Origin of the sequence: Nocardiopsis ganjiahuensis DSM 45031, assembly GCF_000341085.1 — a bacterium.
Classification (GTDB): Bacteria; Actinomycetota; Actinomycetes; order Streptosporangiales; family Streptosporangiaceae; genus Nocardiopsis; species Nocardiopsis ganjiahuensis.
Window position 1 is genome coordinate 1 of sequence record NZ_ANBA01000023.1, and the last position, 14,920, is coordinate 14,920.

Sequence of the window (14,920 nt, forward strand, 5' to 3'; positions counted from 1 at the left end):
GATCGCGCCGATCGCGGCCAGGAACCCGTTCGTGGAGCGGAGCCCGTTCGCGGAGCGGTGTCGGGGTGTCAGAGCTGGGTGGCCAGCAGCTGCATCTCCCAGGCGAAGGCGACACCGCTGGCGCCGCCGTGCTGCGCCAGGATCTCGGCCTGTCCCGCCGCGGTCTCCTCACGGGCCCAGTCGCGCTGCCACTCCGCGACGACGGCCAGCCAGTTGAGCGGCGTCACGTCGGCGCCGATCATGCGCCGCACGGCCATCTCGTGGGCTTCCACCGACACACCCCCCGACGCGTCGGTGACGGCGTAGACCTCGTAGTCCTCACCGGCCGCCTGGATCGCCGGCATGGCAACGCAGATCTCCGTCCACAGACCGGCCATGATCACCTTCTTGCGGCCGGTTGCCCTGACGGCCTCGACGACCCGCTCGTCCTCCCAGGTGTTGATGAGCGTGCGGTCGATCGGCTTCTGCTCAGGGAAGACGTCCTGGATCCCCTGGATGAGGTGGCCGCCGCGCTCCGCGATCACGGTGGTCAGGATGGTCGGGACGTCGAACAGCTTGGCCGCCTTGGCCAGGCCGACGGCGTTGTTGAGGACGACGGACGGCTCGTGGCTGTTCAGGTTGGCGACCTGGAACGGCTGGTGGTCGATCAGGAGGAGGACGCTCTCCTCCGGGGTGAGCAGGGCGTCGAGCCCGTTCTTGGCCTTGGCGCTCATGGCGGTACCTCCGGGGGTTCGTGTTCTGGGGGCTCGGGCGGCGGGTCGCCGCCCAAGTAGATGACACATCATCCAAATTAACATTTTTTAGTGACGTGTCAACAAAATACGGGCACCTGCCCCGCCCCCGGGGCCAGGCGCAGGCCTGGCCATGAAGTTGACCCATCATCTACTATCTGGACAACGCGTCAATCACCTTCGGGCCCCGTGCCGAACCGGGGGCACCGCGACCACAGGTCCCCGTGGGCAGGACACGACCCCACGACCCCGGATGACACCGCGAAGGAAGCGAGAACCAGATGAGTGACTCATCGACCACGAACTGGCCGAGCCTGCGGGCCTCGGACTGGACGGACACCCGCGACACCCTGCACATGTGGACCCAGATCGTGGGCAAGATCCGCATGGCCCACGCCCCACTGGTCAACCACTGGTGGCAGGTGCCCCTGTACGTCAGCCCGCGCGGGCTGACCACCTCGACCGTCCCCTACCGCACCGGGGCCTTCGAGATCGAATTCGACTTCGTCGGCCACCGGCTCGAGGTCCGCAGCAGCGACACCGGCACCCGCGGCTTCCCGCTGCGGCCCATGACCGTCGCCGCGTTCTACGCCCAGGTCCTGGACCTGCTCGACCAGCTCGGGATCGACGCGCCGATCCGACCGGTCCCCAACGAGGTCGACCCGGCGATCCCCTTCGCCCAGGACCACGAGCACGCCTCCTACGACGCCGAGGCCGTCACCCTGTTCTGGCGCCAGCTCCTGCAGGCCGACCGGGTGATCGGCGAGTTCCGGTCGCACTTCGTCGGCAAGGTCAGCCCGGTGCACTTCTTCTGGGGAGGGATGGACCTGGCCTGCACCCGCTTCTCGGGGCGCTCCGCACCGCCGCATCCGGGCGGGGCGCCCAACTGCGGTGACTGGGTCATGGTCGAGGGCTACTCCCGGGAGCTGTCCAGCTGCGGGTTCTGGCCCGGCGGCGGCGAGGAGGGCGCCTTCTACTCCTACGCCTACCCCGCGCCCGAGGGGTTCGCCGACCAGCCCGCCGGCCCCGAGGGCGCGTACTACAGCACCGAGTTCCAGCAGTTCCTCTTCCCCTACGAGGCCGCCCGCACCGCACCCGACCCCGACCGCGCCGTGGCCGAGTTCCTGCACAGCACCTACGGGGCCGCCGCGAACCTCGGCCACTGGGACCGCAGCGCACTCGAGGACGACCCCCTCCGATGGCACGGGACCAACGCGACCGCGGGGAGCGACGGAAGCTGACCGGGTGGCCACCGGAGGCGACCGGTGGCCACGATCAGCAAGCAAGCACGAATATTGTTGATAGATCAATCAAATATCCGAAGTCTACAGTTGACTGATCCACCGGACGGTGACGATGACGGGACAGGAGCGACCGGGCCCGACACCTCGTTCACCACACCAGTCGATGCAGCAACCAGATGGAGATGGGTGCAATGCAGTTCGGGATCTTCACCGTCGGTGACCTGACCCAGGACCCCACCAGCGGCCGGACACCGACCGAGCACGAGCGGATCAAGGCGATGGTCACCATCGCGCAGAAGGCCGAGGAGATCGGGCTGGACGTGTTCGCCACCGGCGAGCACCACAACCGGCCGTTCGTGCCCTCGTCCCCGACCACCATGCTCGGCTGGATCGCGGCACGCACCGAGCGGATCATCCTGTCCACGTCCACCACCCTGATCACCACCAACGACCCGGTCAAGATCGCCGAGGACTACGCCATGCTCCAGCACCTGGCCGGGGGCCGGGTGGACCTGATGATGGGGCGCGGCAACACCGGCCCGGTCTACCCCTGGTTCGGCAAGGACATCCGCCAGGGCATCCCGCTGGCCCTGGAGAACTACAACCTCCTGCACCGCCTCTGGCGCGAGGACGTCGTCAACTGGGAGGGCAAGTTCCGAACCCCGCTGCAGGGCTTCACCTCCACCCCGCGCCCGCTCGACGACGTGCCCCCCTTCGTCTGGCACGGCTCCATCCGCAGCCCGGAGATCGCCGAGCAGGCCGCCTACTACGGAGACGGCTTCTTCGCCAACAACATCTTCTGGCCCAAACAGCACTTCCAGAAGCTGATCAGCCTCTACCGTCGCCGCTTCGAGCACTACGGCCACGGCAAGGCCGACCAGGCGATCGTGGGACTCGGCGGCCACATCTTCATGCGGTCCAGTTCCCAGGACGCCGTACGCGAGTTCCGCCCCTACTTCGACCACTCCCCCCTGATGGGCGGCGGGCCGTCGTTGGAGCAGTACATGGAGGAGACCCCGCTGACCGTCGGCAGTCCTCAGCAGGTCATCGACAAGACCCTCACCTTCCGCGAGAACTTCGGCGACTACCAGCGCCAGCTGTTCAACGTCGACGGTGCCGGGGTTCCCCTGAAGACCGTGCTGGAGCAGCTCGACCTCCTCGGCGAGGAGGTCCTGCCGGTCCTGAGGGAGGAATTCGCCAAGAACCGGCCGGCCCACGTGCCCGACGCCCCCACCCACGCCTCGCTGCTGGCCGCTCGCGCCGCAGAGGAGGCCTCCGCGACGGTGACGGGCTGAGACGCGATGACGAACCCGCGCTGCGGATCCCCTTTCCGGCCCGGAGGGGCCCGCCGCGGTCGTGCCCGTGTCCGTGTCCGTGAATCAGGAGGAGAACCGCAATGACCAACACAGAGACCCGTCCGGACACCTTCGTGTGCAGCGAAGGCGGCCTACCCGGCCCCCTGGCCGCGTGCGAGGGCGGAGTCCCGGTCGAGATCATCACCGCCCGGACCGTGCCCCTGGGCGGGCCACGCGCGATCAACGTCCGCCGCACCCTTCCGCAACGGCAGCGTTCGCTGATCGGCGCGTGGTGCTTCGTCGACCACTTCGGCCCGCACGAGGTGGCGGCCACCGGCGGAATGGACGTGGCCCCGCACCCGCACACGGGGCTGCAGACGGTCAGCTGGCTGTTCGACGGCGTCATCGCCCACAACGACTCCGGCGGGAACGCGGGCACCATCCTGCCCGGGCAGATGAACCTGATGACGGCGGGCGCTGGAATCTGCCACTCCGAGACCTCCACCCCGGAGGCGGTCCGGATCCACGGCGTACAGCTCTGGGTCGCCCTGCCCGACGAGGTCCGGCACAGCCCGGAGCGCGGGTTCGAGCACTACGCGCCCGAGCCGGTCGAGTTCGACGCGGGCACGGCGCTCGTGTTCCTCGGCTCCCTGCTCGGTTCGCGGTCGCCGGTGCGCATGTACACGCCGCTGGTGGGTGCCGAGCTCAGGCTTCACCCCGGCGGTGTCCTCGACCTGCCCGTCGATCCCGGGTTCGAGCACGGCCTGCTGGTGGACACCGGCGATCAGGTCAGGCTCGAAGGCGTGCGCGTGCCCAAGGACGCCGTGGGCTACACCGGAGTCGGGGCCGAAACCCTGCGGGTGGCCAACGAGGGCGACCAACAGGCCAGGCTCGTGCTCCTGGGAGGCGCCCCCTTCGGCGAGGAGGTCCTCATGTGGTGGAACTTCCTGGGCCGCACGACGGAGGAGATCAGCCGTTACCGGGAGGAATGGCAGAACCACGGCGAGCGGTTCGGGGAGGTGGAGGGCTACGTGGGGCACGGCGGCCCGGGCAGGAACCGTGAGGGCATGGCGAGGATTCCGGCCCCGGAACTGCCGCCGGTGCAGATGCGCCCCAGGAAGAACCCGCCACCGCACGCACAGTTCGACGGCTGACCGGCACCGCGCACACGAACCCCGCCAGGGAGCGGGGACAGCCGCGTCCAACGCACCCATCAGGGACCGGGCCGAACACCGTGCCCGCAGACGAACAAGAAGAGGTGTCCGACATGACCGAACAGCGAACGGACAGGACGGGTGCGCCCGTGTCCGTCACACTCGACCAGGATCGCGCCATCAGCGCCTACACCGTGAGCGTTGACGAGGGCGTCCTCGCCGGACGCGCGGACTTCGTCGACCCGCCCCGGACGCCCCAGGAGCGCGTCTTCTTCCACACCGAGGTCGCCCCGGAGTTCGGCGGCCGCGGCCTGGCCGGACTGCTCGTCCGGGAGGCCCTGGCCGACAGCATCCGCAGGAACCTCACCGTGGTGCCCGTGTGCCCGCTCTTCGCCAAGCACCTGCGCGAGCACGGCGACGAGTACACGGCCGAGGGCGGGCAGTTCCGCCGCCCGAGGCCGGCCGACCTCGCGCTGGCCAAGGAGACGGTCGAGAACGCGGGTGACGCGTGAACGCGGAGCGCCCCTACATCGACAAGGAGCACCCCAAGGTCTACGGGGCGATGCTCAAGGCGGCCACGGCCTCCCGGACCGCCTCTCACGAGGCCGGTCTGGGCGACGACCTCATCGAGATGGTCAACATCCGGGTGTCCCAGATCAACGGGTGCCCGACCTGCCTGAGCATCCACTTCCCGAAGGCGCTCAAGGCGGGCGTGGAGCAGAGCACCCTGGACGTGCTGCCCGCGTGGCGCGAGACGAAGCTGTTCACGGATCAGCAGCGGGCCGCGCTCGAACTGGCGGAGTCCCTGACCGTGATCGACCCGACCATCGACCGGCAGGCCGTCAACGCCCGCGCGGCCGCCCACCTGACCACCGCACAGATCTCCGCGGTGGAGTGGACCACCACCCTGATCAACGCGTTCAACCGCATCTCGATCGCCAGCGGACATCCCGTGATCAAACGGTAGGAGAAGGTGCTTCGTACCGCCGAGGCCCACGCGGTCCCGGGTCTCACCGACGCCGCCCCTCACCGCGTGTCCGCCTCCCGTGTGCCCCGCGCCGGTGGCAGGGCACACGGGAGGAGGTACCTCTTCCCCGGTACCTCCTCTTCCCCGGTACCTCCTCCCGAGGCGGCGGCGTGGAACCCGGGGCGCTTCAGACGCAGCCCGCTGTGTGCTGCCCGCTCAGAACTCTGTCGCTCTCCGAGCTCGCACGGGCCACGGGCCACCTGTCCGAGAGCGCGTTCAGCACCGCGTTCCGCCGCGTGGTCGGCTCATCGCCCGCACAGTTCCGGAAGCAGGCACGGCAGCCCCCGCGCCCGGCCGCGGGCGGAGGCTGAGGGAGGTCCCTTGTTCGGCCGCGCCGCTCACTCCGGCGACGAGGACACGAGCACGCCGCCCGCACCGCCGTCGGCGAAGCGCAAACGCGTCATGAACGCGGCCTCCGTGTCAGGGGACCGGTCCGTCGTACTCCATCCAGAAGTCGACGGCCTCCGGACGCGGGCGGGGTGACATCGAGCTGCCGCCGTCGAACTCCATGACCAGGCCGGGAGCCTCCTCCACCGTCGGCCAGGCGGGAAGACCGCTCCCGTTGGGGTCGCCGGTGCGCGCGAAGTTGACCCAGTAGGCACTCATCCGGTCCCGGAGCCGGTAGTCGGTCTCGGTGTAATCGGCGTCGCTGTCGGCGCCGAGGTTGTCGTACGCATAGGCCACCTCCGCCCCGTGGTAGGCGCCGTACTCCTCCAGCCCGTCCTCCGGTGGGACGTGTGAGAAGTGGTAGAGGTAGGCGTCCGATGCGCCGGTCCGTGTCTGCAGGCGGGCCCATCGGTGCATCGCCCTGGTCATGACCTTGTCGGTCTGGGCCCGCAGGAGCGAGTCGAGGACCTGCTCCTGCGTCTGTCCGGGGTAGAGCTTCAGGAACCGCTCCGCGTCCGCGCCGTGTTCGGCCCGCACTGTCTCGTGGTACTCGTCGACGTCGGCGTCGGGAGGCAGAGCCAGGGCCAGGGAGGCCTCGTCCGCGTTGCTGCCGACCAGGGTCGGCAGGTCCAGCTGTTCCCCGGCTGTGTAGATGTCCGGCGGTGAGGCGGGCAGTACGTGGCCGTCGACGAAGGGGCGCCAGTGGCTCGCCAGCGGCTCCGCGGCCTCCAGGATTCGGTCGAGGGGCATCGCCCGCATCTCGTCCAGAGTGGCTCCACCCAGTTGCTCGCTCAGGCGGAGCCCGGCGTCCGTGGCAGCCTCCCTCGTGTCGAACTGGTCGCCGTGCTCGGTGTCGCCGGTGGTTCCCATGCACGCCCCGCTGCCTGCGATGAGGCCGTCCACGAGGCCTTCGGCCGGTGGTGCCGCGCCCAGGACGCACACGCTCTCGCCACCGGCCGACTCGCCCGCGACCGTCACCTGGCCGGGGTCGCCGCCGAAGGCCGCGATGTTGTCGCGGATCCACTCCAGGGCGGCGATCTGGTCCTGGATCCCGTAGTTGCCCGAGGCCTCGCCCCCGGACTCCTCGGCCAGATCGGGATGGGCGAGGAAGCCCAGGACGCCCAGCCGGTAGTTGAGGGTGACGGTGATGACCTCGCCCCGGGAGGCCAGAGCGGCGCCGTCGTAGAGCGGCAGCGCGCCGGAGCCGGTCATGAAGCCGCCGCCGGGGATGTACACGAGGACGGGCAGCGACTCCGAGCTGCGTGTCGTCCCCCGCCAGATGTTGAGGGTGAGGCTGTCCTCGCTGACCGGATACGGGTTGAGGAGGGTGCCCTCCAGCGGGACGTCGACGACCTGGGAGAGCGCTCGGGTGGTGAAGGTGGACTCGCTCTGGACGGGGACGTCGGAGAAGCGGTCGGCCTCGAACACCTCGGTACGCGGCAGGGGCGGTCGGGGCGCCCGCCAGCGCAGTTCTCCCTCCGGCGGCTGGGCGTAGGGGACGCCCGCGAAGATCTCGACCGTGCCCGGGTCGTCGAGGACCCCTCGGACCGGCCCCTCCCGGGTGTCGACGATTTCGGTAGGTGCGCGGTCCTGACCGCCCGCGAGCCGGTTCTGCGGCGCCGGATGGGCCGCCACCGCCGTGGCGCACACGAGTACGCCCGCGAGCAGCCACGCCCCGGTCCGGCGGAGCCAGTGGCCACGCAGCCACCAGCCGGCCGTCGCGGCCAGGGCCGCGAGCAGCACGGCGATCAGTGCCCACCCCCACCAGGGGCTCTGGTTGAGCCACAGGAGCACACCGGCGACCACCGCGATCAGCAGGATCGGCAGCCAGTACCGCGGGGTCCTGCCCCTGCGAGGGGCGCCTGCGCCCGCCAGAGCGGTAGCGGCCGGTCGCCGCGGCTGCTTCTCGATTCCCATTGCCTGGTCTCTGCTTCCTGAACTCGGGTTTCTGGGGAGGACTCCGTTCGAACACCCTCAGCTTTCGACCGGGGCGTCAGAGGCGGCGTCCTTCTCCTCGGAGCCCAGGTCGTCGATGGAGCGGAACGCCGGAGCAGCGAGGGCGGCCAACGCCGTGACTCCGACGAGGGCCGCGATCACGGCCCCCGCCGCGGGCAGCCCGGCCGTCGAGGCCACCGCCGCGAGCGGGGCGCTGGTCAGGGCGGGCGCGGACAACATCACGGTGTTCTGCGCGCCCAGCACGCGGCCGCGCATGGCGTCCGGGGTGGCCTCGATCGTCAGCACACCGAGCACGCCTCCGGCCGGAGCGAAGAGGAAGCCGGCCAGAGCCGCACCGCCCAGCACCAACCACGGGGAGGCCATACTGCCCACCGCGGCGAACCCGGCCAGCGCGCCCAGCATCCCGATCACGAACCACACCCGTCGGCGCACCCGGAGAGCGAAGGCGGCGTAGAGGGCCGAGCCCCCGATGCTGCCCGCGGCGATCGCGCTCAGGGTCAGTCCCGTCAGCGCGGGAAGGTCCTGCTCGGTGAAGTAGGCGGGCATGAGAGTGGTCTGCAGAACGCTCAGGACCGCGATGAAGACCCCGGTGACCAGGGTCGAACCGAGGACCAGCCGGTTGCGGAACAAGAACCGCCACCCGTCGGCCAGGTCGGCCGCCGCCCTTCGCAGCGAGCCCCGTGCGGCGTCGGCCGGGACGGGATCCCGGGGCGGGACCCGTCCGGCCCGCGGGTCGAGCACGAGCGTGCTCACCGCGGCGAGCAGACTGGTCGCGGCGGCGGCGAGCAGGATCACCGGGGACAGGCCGAACAGCGCGACCAGCAGCCCGCCCAGTCCGGGCCCGGCCAGCAGGAGCACGTTGCCCACGGTCTCGCGGACCGCGACCAGCCGGTCCAGCCGGACCGGGCGCCCGCCCCGGCCCGGCTCCGTTTCACCGAGGCGGGCCAGGGCGGGCAGCAGGGTCTCCTGGGCGGTCATCCCCGGTACCCGGATCAACGCCCCGACCACGGCCAACGCCAGGAACCAGGCCAGGTTCAGACCCCACGTCAGGTCGATGAACAGCAGCGCCGCCATCGACAGGGCGGTGAGCAGGTTGGCGGTGACCGACACCGCGCGGCGGTCGACCCGGTCGACGAGCAGCCCGGAGAAGAGCCCCGTCAGCGCGGAGACGGCCATGCCCACGGTCGCCATGATCCCCGCCGCGAGGACGTCACCGGTGCGGTCGAGCACCAGCAGCGGGATCACCACGCTCGCGATCCCGGATCCCAACAGGGACAGTGCGTAGGAGGTGAAGTAGATCGTCGGACTGCGGCGCACCGTGGTCGGCCCCCTCAAGGAGTCGGTCGCGCGTGCCCGGGACGGCGGGCACGCGCGAGCTGATGGAGCGGCTCCGTGAAGCACGGAGCCGCTGGAGACGAACCGGTCAGCCCCGCGGAACGGCCGCGGAGCCGTCCGGCGCGACCAGCCGCTTGGTGGTGCGGCGGAACGCCCAGACGATGACGAGCACCGCCACCACCGTGAGCGGGAACCCGGTCACCGTGTCGGCGACGGCCAGCCCGGTGGTGGAGTCGGCCAGGTACATCCACTGCCGTACGACGAACCGGGCGGCGAGCACGGCCGTCACCACCAGCGTGGCCAGGTCGTGCACCCGCAGCGAGGGCCGGTCCCGACGCCAGGGGTGGGTGTTGCCGTGGAGAAGGTTCCAGACGAGACCGGTCACCGGGCGGCGCGCGAGGACCGTGCCCAGGGTGAGCAGGGCCAGGACCAGGGAACTCCAGATCCCGAACAGGAAGAAGTCGTTGGCCGAACCGGTGGAGGCCGCGATGCCGCCGGCGGCCGCGACGGCGATCACCCCGCCCAGCGCGGGCATGAGCCGCTCCCCGCGCCACAGCCGGTACGCCCCCAGGATCAGGGCCAGCGCGATGGCGGCGCTGATCGCGACCGTGAGCGGGGCGAAGGGGACCGTAGCCGCGAAGACCACGACCGGCAGGGCGGAGTACACCATCCCCGACACCCCGCCCAGACCCTTGAGCACTTCCTGCTTCAGGTCCGCGGGCGGTTCGTCGCGGTCGTGGTGGTCAGTGCGGTCGTGGTGGTCGGTGCGGTCGTGGTGGTCGGTGTTCGCGACTCTGGCCTGCTTGGTGACGTCACGTGCGGGTTCGTGGAAGTCCACGTCGGATGCTCCTGCCTGGGGGCTCGCCGGGGTGGTGGTGTGCTGCGGTGCGATGCGTGGGAGGTCAGCTCCGCCCGGACCGTCCGCCCAGGTACTGGGCGATGAAGCGGTCGGCGGCCTCGAACACGGCCATCTGGTTCTCCGGGTTCACGAACCCGTGCCCCTCGCCCTCGACGACCATGTACTCCACCTCCACACCGCGCGAGCGCAGGGATTCGACGATGTTGTCGGACTCCGCCTTGACCACCAGCGGGTCGTTGGCTCCCTGCACCACCATCAGCGGGGTGCGGACCTGGTCGATCCGGGTGATCGGTGAGCGGGCGAGCATGTCCTCCTCCTGCTCGGGGATCTCGGGGTCGCCGATGTACCGGTACCAGTTGTTGATCAGGCCGGGCCGGACGAACGCGGGCTGGGTCCGCATGAAGTTCGCCAGGTCCGAGATCCCGACGACGTCCACGGCGGCGGCGAAGCGGTCCGGGGTGAACGCGGCGCCCACCAGCGCCGCGTACCCGCCGTAGGAGCCGCCGACGATCGCCACCCGGTCCGGGTCCGCGTAGCCCTGGGCCACCGCCCAGTCCACGCCGTCGATCAGGTCGTCGTGCATCTTGCCCGCGAACTCACCGATCGCGGCCTGGGTGTGCGCCTTGCCGAACCCGGTCGAGCCGCGGAAGTTGACCTGCAGCACCGCGTAACCCCGGTTGGCCATCAGCTGGGCCGGGGGGAAGTACCCCCAGGAGTCGCGGGACCAGGGGCCGCCGTGGACCAGCAGGACCAGCGGCAGGTTGGCGGGCTCCACCCCGACGGGCAGGGTGAGGTAGGAGGGCAGTTCCAGCCCGTCCCGGGCGGTGATGGTGACCGGGCGCATCGGCGCCAGGGTCTCCGGGTCCAGGTGCGGGAAGGGCCGGAACAGCAGTCGGGACTCCCCCGTGGCGTGGTCGTAGAACCAGGTGGCGCCGGGGTCGCGGTCGTGTTCGAAGGAGACGACCCAGCGCCGGCCGTCCCGGTCGAAGGACACGTGGGACAGGTCGCCCTCGGACAGCTTCTCCAGGTTGGCCAGGACCTCGGCGAAGTGCGGGTCCAGGGCGTGGACGACCTGGCGTTCGCCGAGGTAACGCACCCCCAGAAGCTCCCCCCGGTGGTCGCGGATCAGCGGTTCGGGCACGGCGGGGTTGACCATCATGCGCGCGTCGACGTCGAAGACCGGGTGGCTGTCGACCTCGGTCTCCTCGCCTGTGGTCAGGTCGGCCCGGACCACGCGGGTGCGATCGGTACCCCGGTTGGAGACGATCCACATGCCGGTCCCGTCCGGCGTGATCTGCCACGGCGACCCCACGGGGTAGTCGGCGCCCCTCCACTCCAGGACCCTGTGTGGCTCACCGGTGGCGGGGTCACGGCGAGAGAACTCCACGTCGCCCTCGGCGGTCAGTTCGGACAGGAACATCGCCCCGTCACCGGCCTGGACCCAGATCTTGCCGGGACCGGGGCTCTCGGCCAGCAGGCTGAGTTCGCCCGTGGCGATGTCGAGCTCGTGGGAGTCGAACATCCCGGCGGCTCGGGTGTCGAGCAGCAGGGTCACCTTCCCCGGGCGGACCGGGGAGGGACCGAACCCCATGACCGTGGCTCCGGGGAAGGGGGTGAGGTCGACCGCCTCCGACCCCGGAGAGTCGAGGTCGACCCGGTACAGGTGCCACCTCTGGTCTCCTCCGTCGTCCTGGAGGTAGAGCAGCCAGCGCGGGTCGTCGGCCCACTCGAAGCTCTGCACGCTGCGGGTCTCGTCGGCGGTGACGGCCCGCGGCTCGGAGCCGTCCTCGAGCTCCTGGACCCAGATGTTGAGCCGGTTCTTCCAGGGCGCGAGAAAGGCCATCCGGGTGCCGTCCGGAGAGATCGACGCGCTGGTGCGCCGCGGCGAATCGAAGAGGTCCTCGATGGTGTGGAGCTTGGGAAGTGCCATGTTTTCCAGTCCTTGCTTCCGCGGCGTCGCTCGTGGTCGGGTGTACTGCGATTCAAGCTGTCGGGCCGCGCACCGAGTAGTGCAGCCGTGTCAACAGCTCGTCATGACGTTCGTACGGGCAAGGACATGACGTGGCGTCACTATCGCGGCCGCCGCCCCGGGTGGGACCGTCTCCGAGGACCCCGGGAGGTCACCCGGCCGTGGAGGGGCCGGGACACCACGCAGGCGGCACGGCTGCACGGGAAGAAGGGCCTCCGCGTCGAGGGGGTGTCCGAGCCCGCCACCGGTGCGAAGGTCCCCGTCCGGCCGGACCGCTCTCCGGCAGGAGTACGGTCAGTCGCTGACCTTGCTCCGGGACTGGTACACCAGGTCCTGGTACTCGGGGTGACGGGAGATCCAGCCCGCGAAGAAGGGGCAGGTCGGCAGTGCCCGCAGGCCCGCGGCCCGGGTCTCGTCGAGAGCCGTGCGCACCAGCGCCGATCCGACCCCCCTGCCCTCGTACTCCGGCGCCACCTCGGTGTGCACGAACGCGACGAGCTCTTCCGTGCGGATGTACTGCGCCAGGCCCGCCACCTCGGACGCCCCGTCGACACGGGCCTCGTAGCGCTTCGCCTCGGGCACGTCACTCACTTCGACAGTCATACTCACTCCTTCTGAAGACTTCAGGCCAGCGGCACACTGACCCAAGTTAGTTGATTTATCAACCATTGGGGAATCCGCATGGGTACGCCTCGGGCCGCTGCCACACAGCGCGGTCCGACGACGGCGTTGTCGTCGGACCGCTCGGATCCGGACAGGTACTTCGAGGGATCGGCGGCCCCGGGCGGCCGGGGAGCGGTCGGCCGCTACTCGAGGAATTCGAGGAGCGCGGAGTTGACCTCTTCGGCGTGCGTCCAGAGCAGCCCGTGCGGGGCGTTGTCGACCTCCACGTACCGCGCCTGGGGCAGGAACTGGCGGAACCGGCGGGCCGTGGCGTCGATGGGCAGGATGTTGTCCGCGGTGCCGTGCAGGATCAGGGTCGGCTTGCCGCTGGCGCGGACCGCCTCGACATCGGTGCGGAAGTCCTCGATCCAGGCGGAGACGACCGCGTAAGCTGCCACCGGAGCGCTGGAGACCGCCACGTTCCAGCTGTTGGTGACCGCCTCCTGGCTGATCCGGACGCCGAGGGTCTCGTCGAGGTTGTAGAAGTCGGCGAAGAAATTCGTGTACCAGGCGTAGCGGTCCTCCCTGGCAGCGGCCTCGATGCCGTCGAAGACGTCCTGCGGCACCCCTTCGGGGTTGTCGTCCCGGGCGACCAGGAAGGGCTCCAGCGCGGCGAGGAAGGCGAGCTTGGCGACCCGCTCGTGGCCGTACCGGGACACGTAGCGGGCGAGCTCTCCGGTGCCCATCGAGAAGCCGACGAGGACCACGTCACGCAGGTCGAGGGTGTTGAGCAGGGTGTCCAGGTCGGCGGCGAAGGTGTCGTAGTCGTAGCCGGAGCCGACCTTGGACGACTTCCCGAATCCGCGCCGGTCGTAGGTGATGACGCGGTATCCGGCCGCGAGCAGCTCCCGGGTCTGGCGCTCCCAGCTGTGGCCGTTCAGCGGGTACCCGTGGATGAGCACGACGGGCCGGCCCGTTCCCTGGTCCTCGTAGTAGATCTCGACCGGGGTGCTGTTCTCGTTTCCGACGGTGACGTAACCCATGGTCTGCCTTCTTTCAGCGTTCGGATTGCACGGCGACAGGGCGTGTTCGCACCGAAGCCGCATTTTCACCGGGCGGCGTGGCCTAGGAGAGACCCTGTTCCCGGAGCCGGGTCAAGGGGAACAGCGCTTCGGGTCGGCGCGGCCTGACGCGCCGCCCCACCAGCCGAGAAGCTGCTGTGGGTCACGGTCATGCCTCCGTGATGGTTCCGACGAGCTTCCGGATCCGCCACTCATGCCTGCCCCCGTCATCGCGGTACCCGCCTTCGGTCGGCCTGGAACGGTCTGGTCCGTTCTGGTGTGATCCAGCCATCACACTAACAACAAGCAGTTGATGCATCAACCTACTTGTCAAAAATTAGCCGACCGACACCGACTTCTTCAGTACTAAAGGCCCATATCAGAGCTGCTTTGGCATACTTCAACAACACCATTACTTGATGACTGGTCAACCAATGGTGTGTAATCATACGTAGCGTCACCACCGGAGCACCGAAGGCCCGGTCGCTAGGAGGGTGTTGGGGGGAAGGACGATCCGACAGACGGGTTCAGCCGGGCTCCGACTCCCCCAGAGCCGCCACCGCCTGGGCGGCGAGCCAGGATTCGGCCCGCCCGTGGTCCCAGCCGCATTCGTTGAGCAGGGTGCGCCAGGCAGCGATCCCGAAGCAGAACCAGAGGCGGTCCGAGACCCCATCGACATCCAGGTGTTCGGACACGAACCCCTTCGTGACGAGGACGACCGCGGCTTCACGCAGCGCGCCGCGGTAGCTCTCCATGACCTGCTTCCAGATCCGGTCGGCGTCCTCGTCACCCAGCGAGGCGTACAGCAGATCGATCGAGTCGCTGAAGCGTTCGTGGTCGGAACGGGTTCCCCGGGCGAGGCAGGCGGCGGCCGCCGCGAGGTCGGGAACGGCGCGGAGTTCCTCGATGGTCGCAGGGGCCGCGGATTCGGCCACGTCCAGCCTGAGCAGCTCGCGCAGGAGTTCGGATTTGGTGCCGGCGCTGGCGTACACGGTCTTGACCGCCGTACCGGCCTCACGAGCGATATCGGACATGGTCACGCGCAGGTACCCGCGGCTGACGAACAGCGTGCGCGCCGCCTGGAGGATCTCCTCGCGGGTGCGGGCGGCGTCGCGTTCACGGCGGGGAGAGCGATAGGTCCTGGGCTCGGAAGACACGTCCGGAGTCTAACTTCTACACACTTGACGCATTCAATGCAGGCTGTCTAACCTTAATTCTGGCCGACAGCGGGGCGACACCCTGCTGAGCGTGCTGCCCGACCTCAGTGAAACGAGATGCACCATGGCCTCAGAAGAGACC

At 69.8% G+C, this 14,920-nt stretch carries 13 protein-coding genes; 5 read left to right on the forward strand and 8 right to left on the reverse strand.

The window, feature by feature from the left end; genetic code table 11:
* Nucleotides 1–68: 68 nt before the first annotated feature.
* The gene (locus D458_RS0127475; protein WP_017589931.1) at nt 69–713 is read right to left on the reverse strand and encodes a hydrolase; all 645 of its coding nucleotides are present in this window, start codon (nt 711–713) and stop codon (nt 69–71) included.
* 299 nt (nt 714–1,012) lie between these two features.
* On the opposite strand from D458_RS0127475, the gene D458_RS0127480 reads away from it, so the two are divergent.
* The 5 genes from D458_RS0127480 to D458_RS0127500 all read left to right on the forward strand — a co-directional run bounded on the left by D458_RS0127480 (nt 1,013) and on the right by D458_RS0127500 (nt 5,391).
* Complete coding sequence (locus D458_RS0127480; RefSeq protein WP_017589932.1) at nt 1,013–1,972, forward strand: DUF5996 family protein; 960 nt, start codon at nt 1,013–1,015, stop codon at nt 1,970–1,972.
* A 194-nt stretch (nt 1,973–2,166) separates the two neighbouring features.
* On the forward strand, nt 2,167–3,270 hold the full coding sequence (locus D458_RS0127485; RefSeq protein WP_017589933.1) for an LLM class flavin-dependent oxidoreductase: 1,104 nt from the start codon (nt 2,167–2,169) through the stop codon (nt 3,268–3,270).
* A gap of 101 nt (nt 3,271–3,371) precedes the next feature.
* Nucleotides 3,372–4,424: a pirin family protein gene (locus tag D458_RS0127490; RefSeq protein ID WP_017589934.1), complete on the forward strand. Its 1,053-nt coding sequence runs from the start codon at nt 3,372–3,374 to the stop codon at nt 4,422–4,424.
* Nucleotides 4,425–4,537: 113 nt separating this feature from the next.
* Entirely contained in the window at nt 4,538–4,936 is a 399-nt protein-coding gene (locus D458_RS0127495) for a GNAT family N-acetyltransferase (protein WP_040702872.1), read from the forward strand.
* The gene (locus tag D458_RS0127500) at nt 4,933–5,391 is read left to right on the forward strand and encodes a carboxymuconolactone decarboxylase family protein (RefSeq protein ID WP_017589936.1); all 459 of its coding nucleotides are present in this window, start codon (nt 4,933–4,935) and stop codon (nt 5,389–5,391) included. Before D458_RS0127495 ends, D458_RS0127500 begins: the two co-directional genes overlap by 4 nt.
* Nucleotides 5,392–5,871: 480 nt before the next feature.
* Here D458_RS0127500 and D458_RS34365 read toward each other — a convergent pair whose 3' ends face one another.
* The 7 genes from D458_RS34365 to D458_RS35010 all read right to left on the reverse strand — a co-directional run bounded on the left by D458_RS34365 (nt 5,872) and on the right by D458_RS35010 (nt 14,778).
* On the reverse strand, nt 5,872–7,755 hold the full coding sequence (locus D458_RS34365; protein WP_017589937.1) for a carboxylesterase/lipase family protein: 1,884 nt from the start codon (nt 7,753–7,755) through the stop codon (nt 5,872–5,874).
* Between the two features lie 57 nt (nt 7,756–7,812).
* Entirely contained in the window at nt 7,813–9,111 is a 1,299-nt protein-coding gene (locus D458_RS0127510; RefSeq protein WP_017589938.1) for an MFS transporter, read from the reverse strand.
* A 106-nt stretch (nt 9,112–9,217) separates the two neighbouring features.
* On the reverse strand, nt 9,218–9,967 hold the full coding sequence (locus D458_RS0127515; protein ID WP_017589939.1) for a DUF3159 domain-containing protein: 750 nt from the start codon (nt 9,965–9,967) through the stop codon (nt 9,218–9,220).
* A 64-nt stretch (nt 9,968–10,031) separates the two neighbouring features.
* Nucleotides 10,032–11,918 carry a S9 family peptidase gene (locus D458_RS0127520; protein ID WP_017589940.1) on the reverse strand — a complete coding sequence of 629 codons (1,887 nt, stop codon included), beginning with the start codon at nt 11,916–11,918 and terminating at the stop codon, nt 10,032–10,034.
* 333 nt (nt 11,919–12,251) lie between these two features.
* Entirely contained in the window at nt 12,252–12,560 is a 309-nt protein-coding gene (locus D458_RS0127525) for a GNAT family N-acetyltransferase (RefSeq protein WP_017589941.1), read from the reverse strand.
* A gap of 203 nt (nt 12,561–12,763) precedes the next feature.
* Complete coding sequence (locus D458_RS0127530) at nt 12,764–13,603, reverse strand: alpha/beta fold hydrolase (protein ID WP_017589942.1); 840 nt, start codon at nt 13,601–13,603, stop codon at nt 12,764–12,766.
* 545 nt (nt 13,604–14,148) lie between these two features.
* Complete coding sequence (locus D458_RS35010; protein ID WP_017589943.1) at nt 14,149–14,778, reverse strand: TetR/AcrR family transcriptional regulator; 630 nt, start codon at nt 14,776–14,778, stop codon at nt 14,149–14,151.
* Nucleotides 14,779–14,920 lie beyond the last annotated feature (142 nt).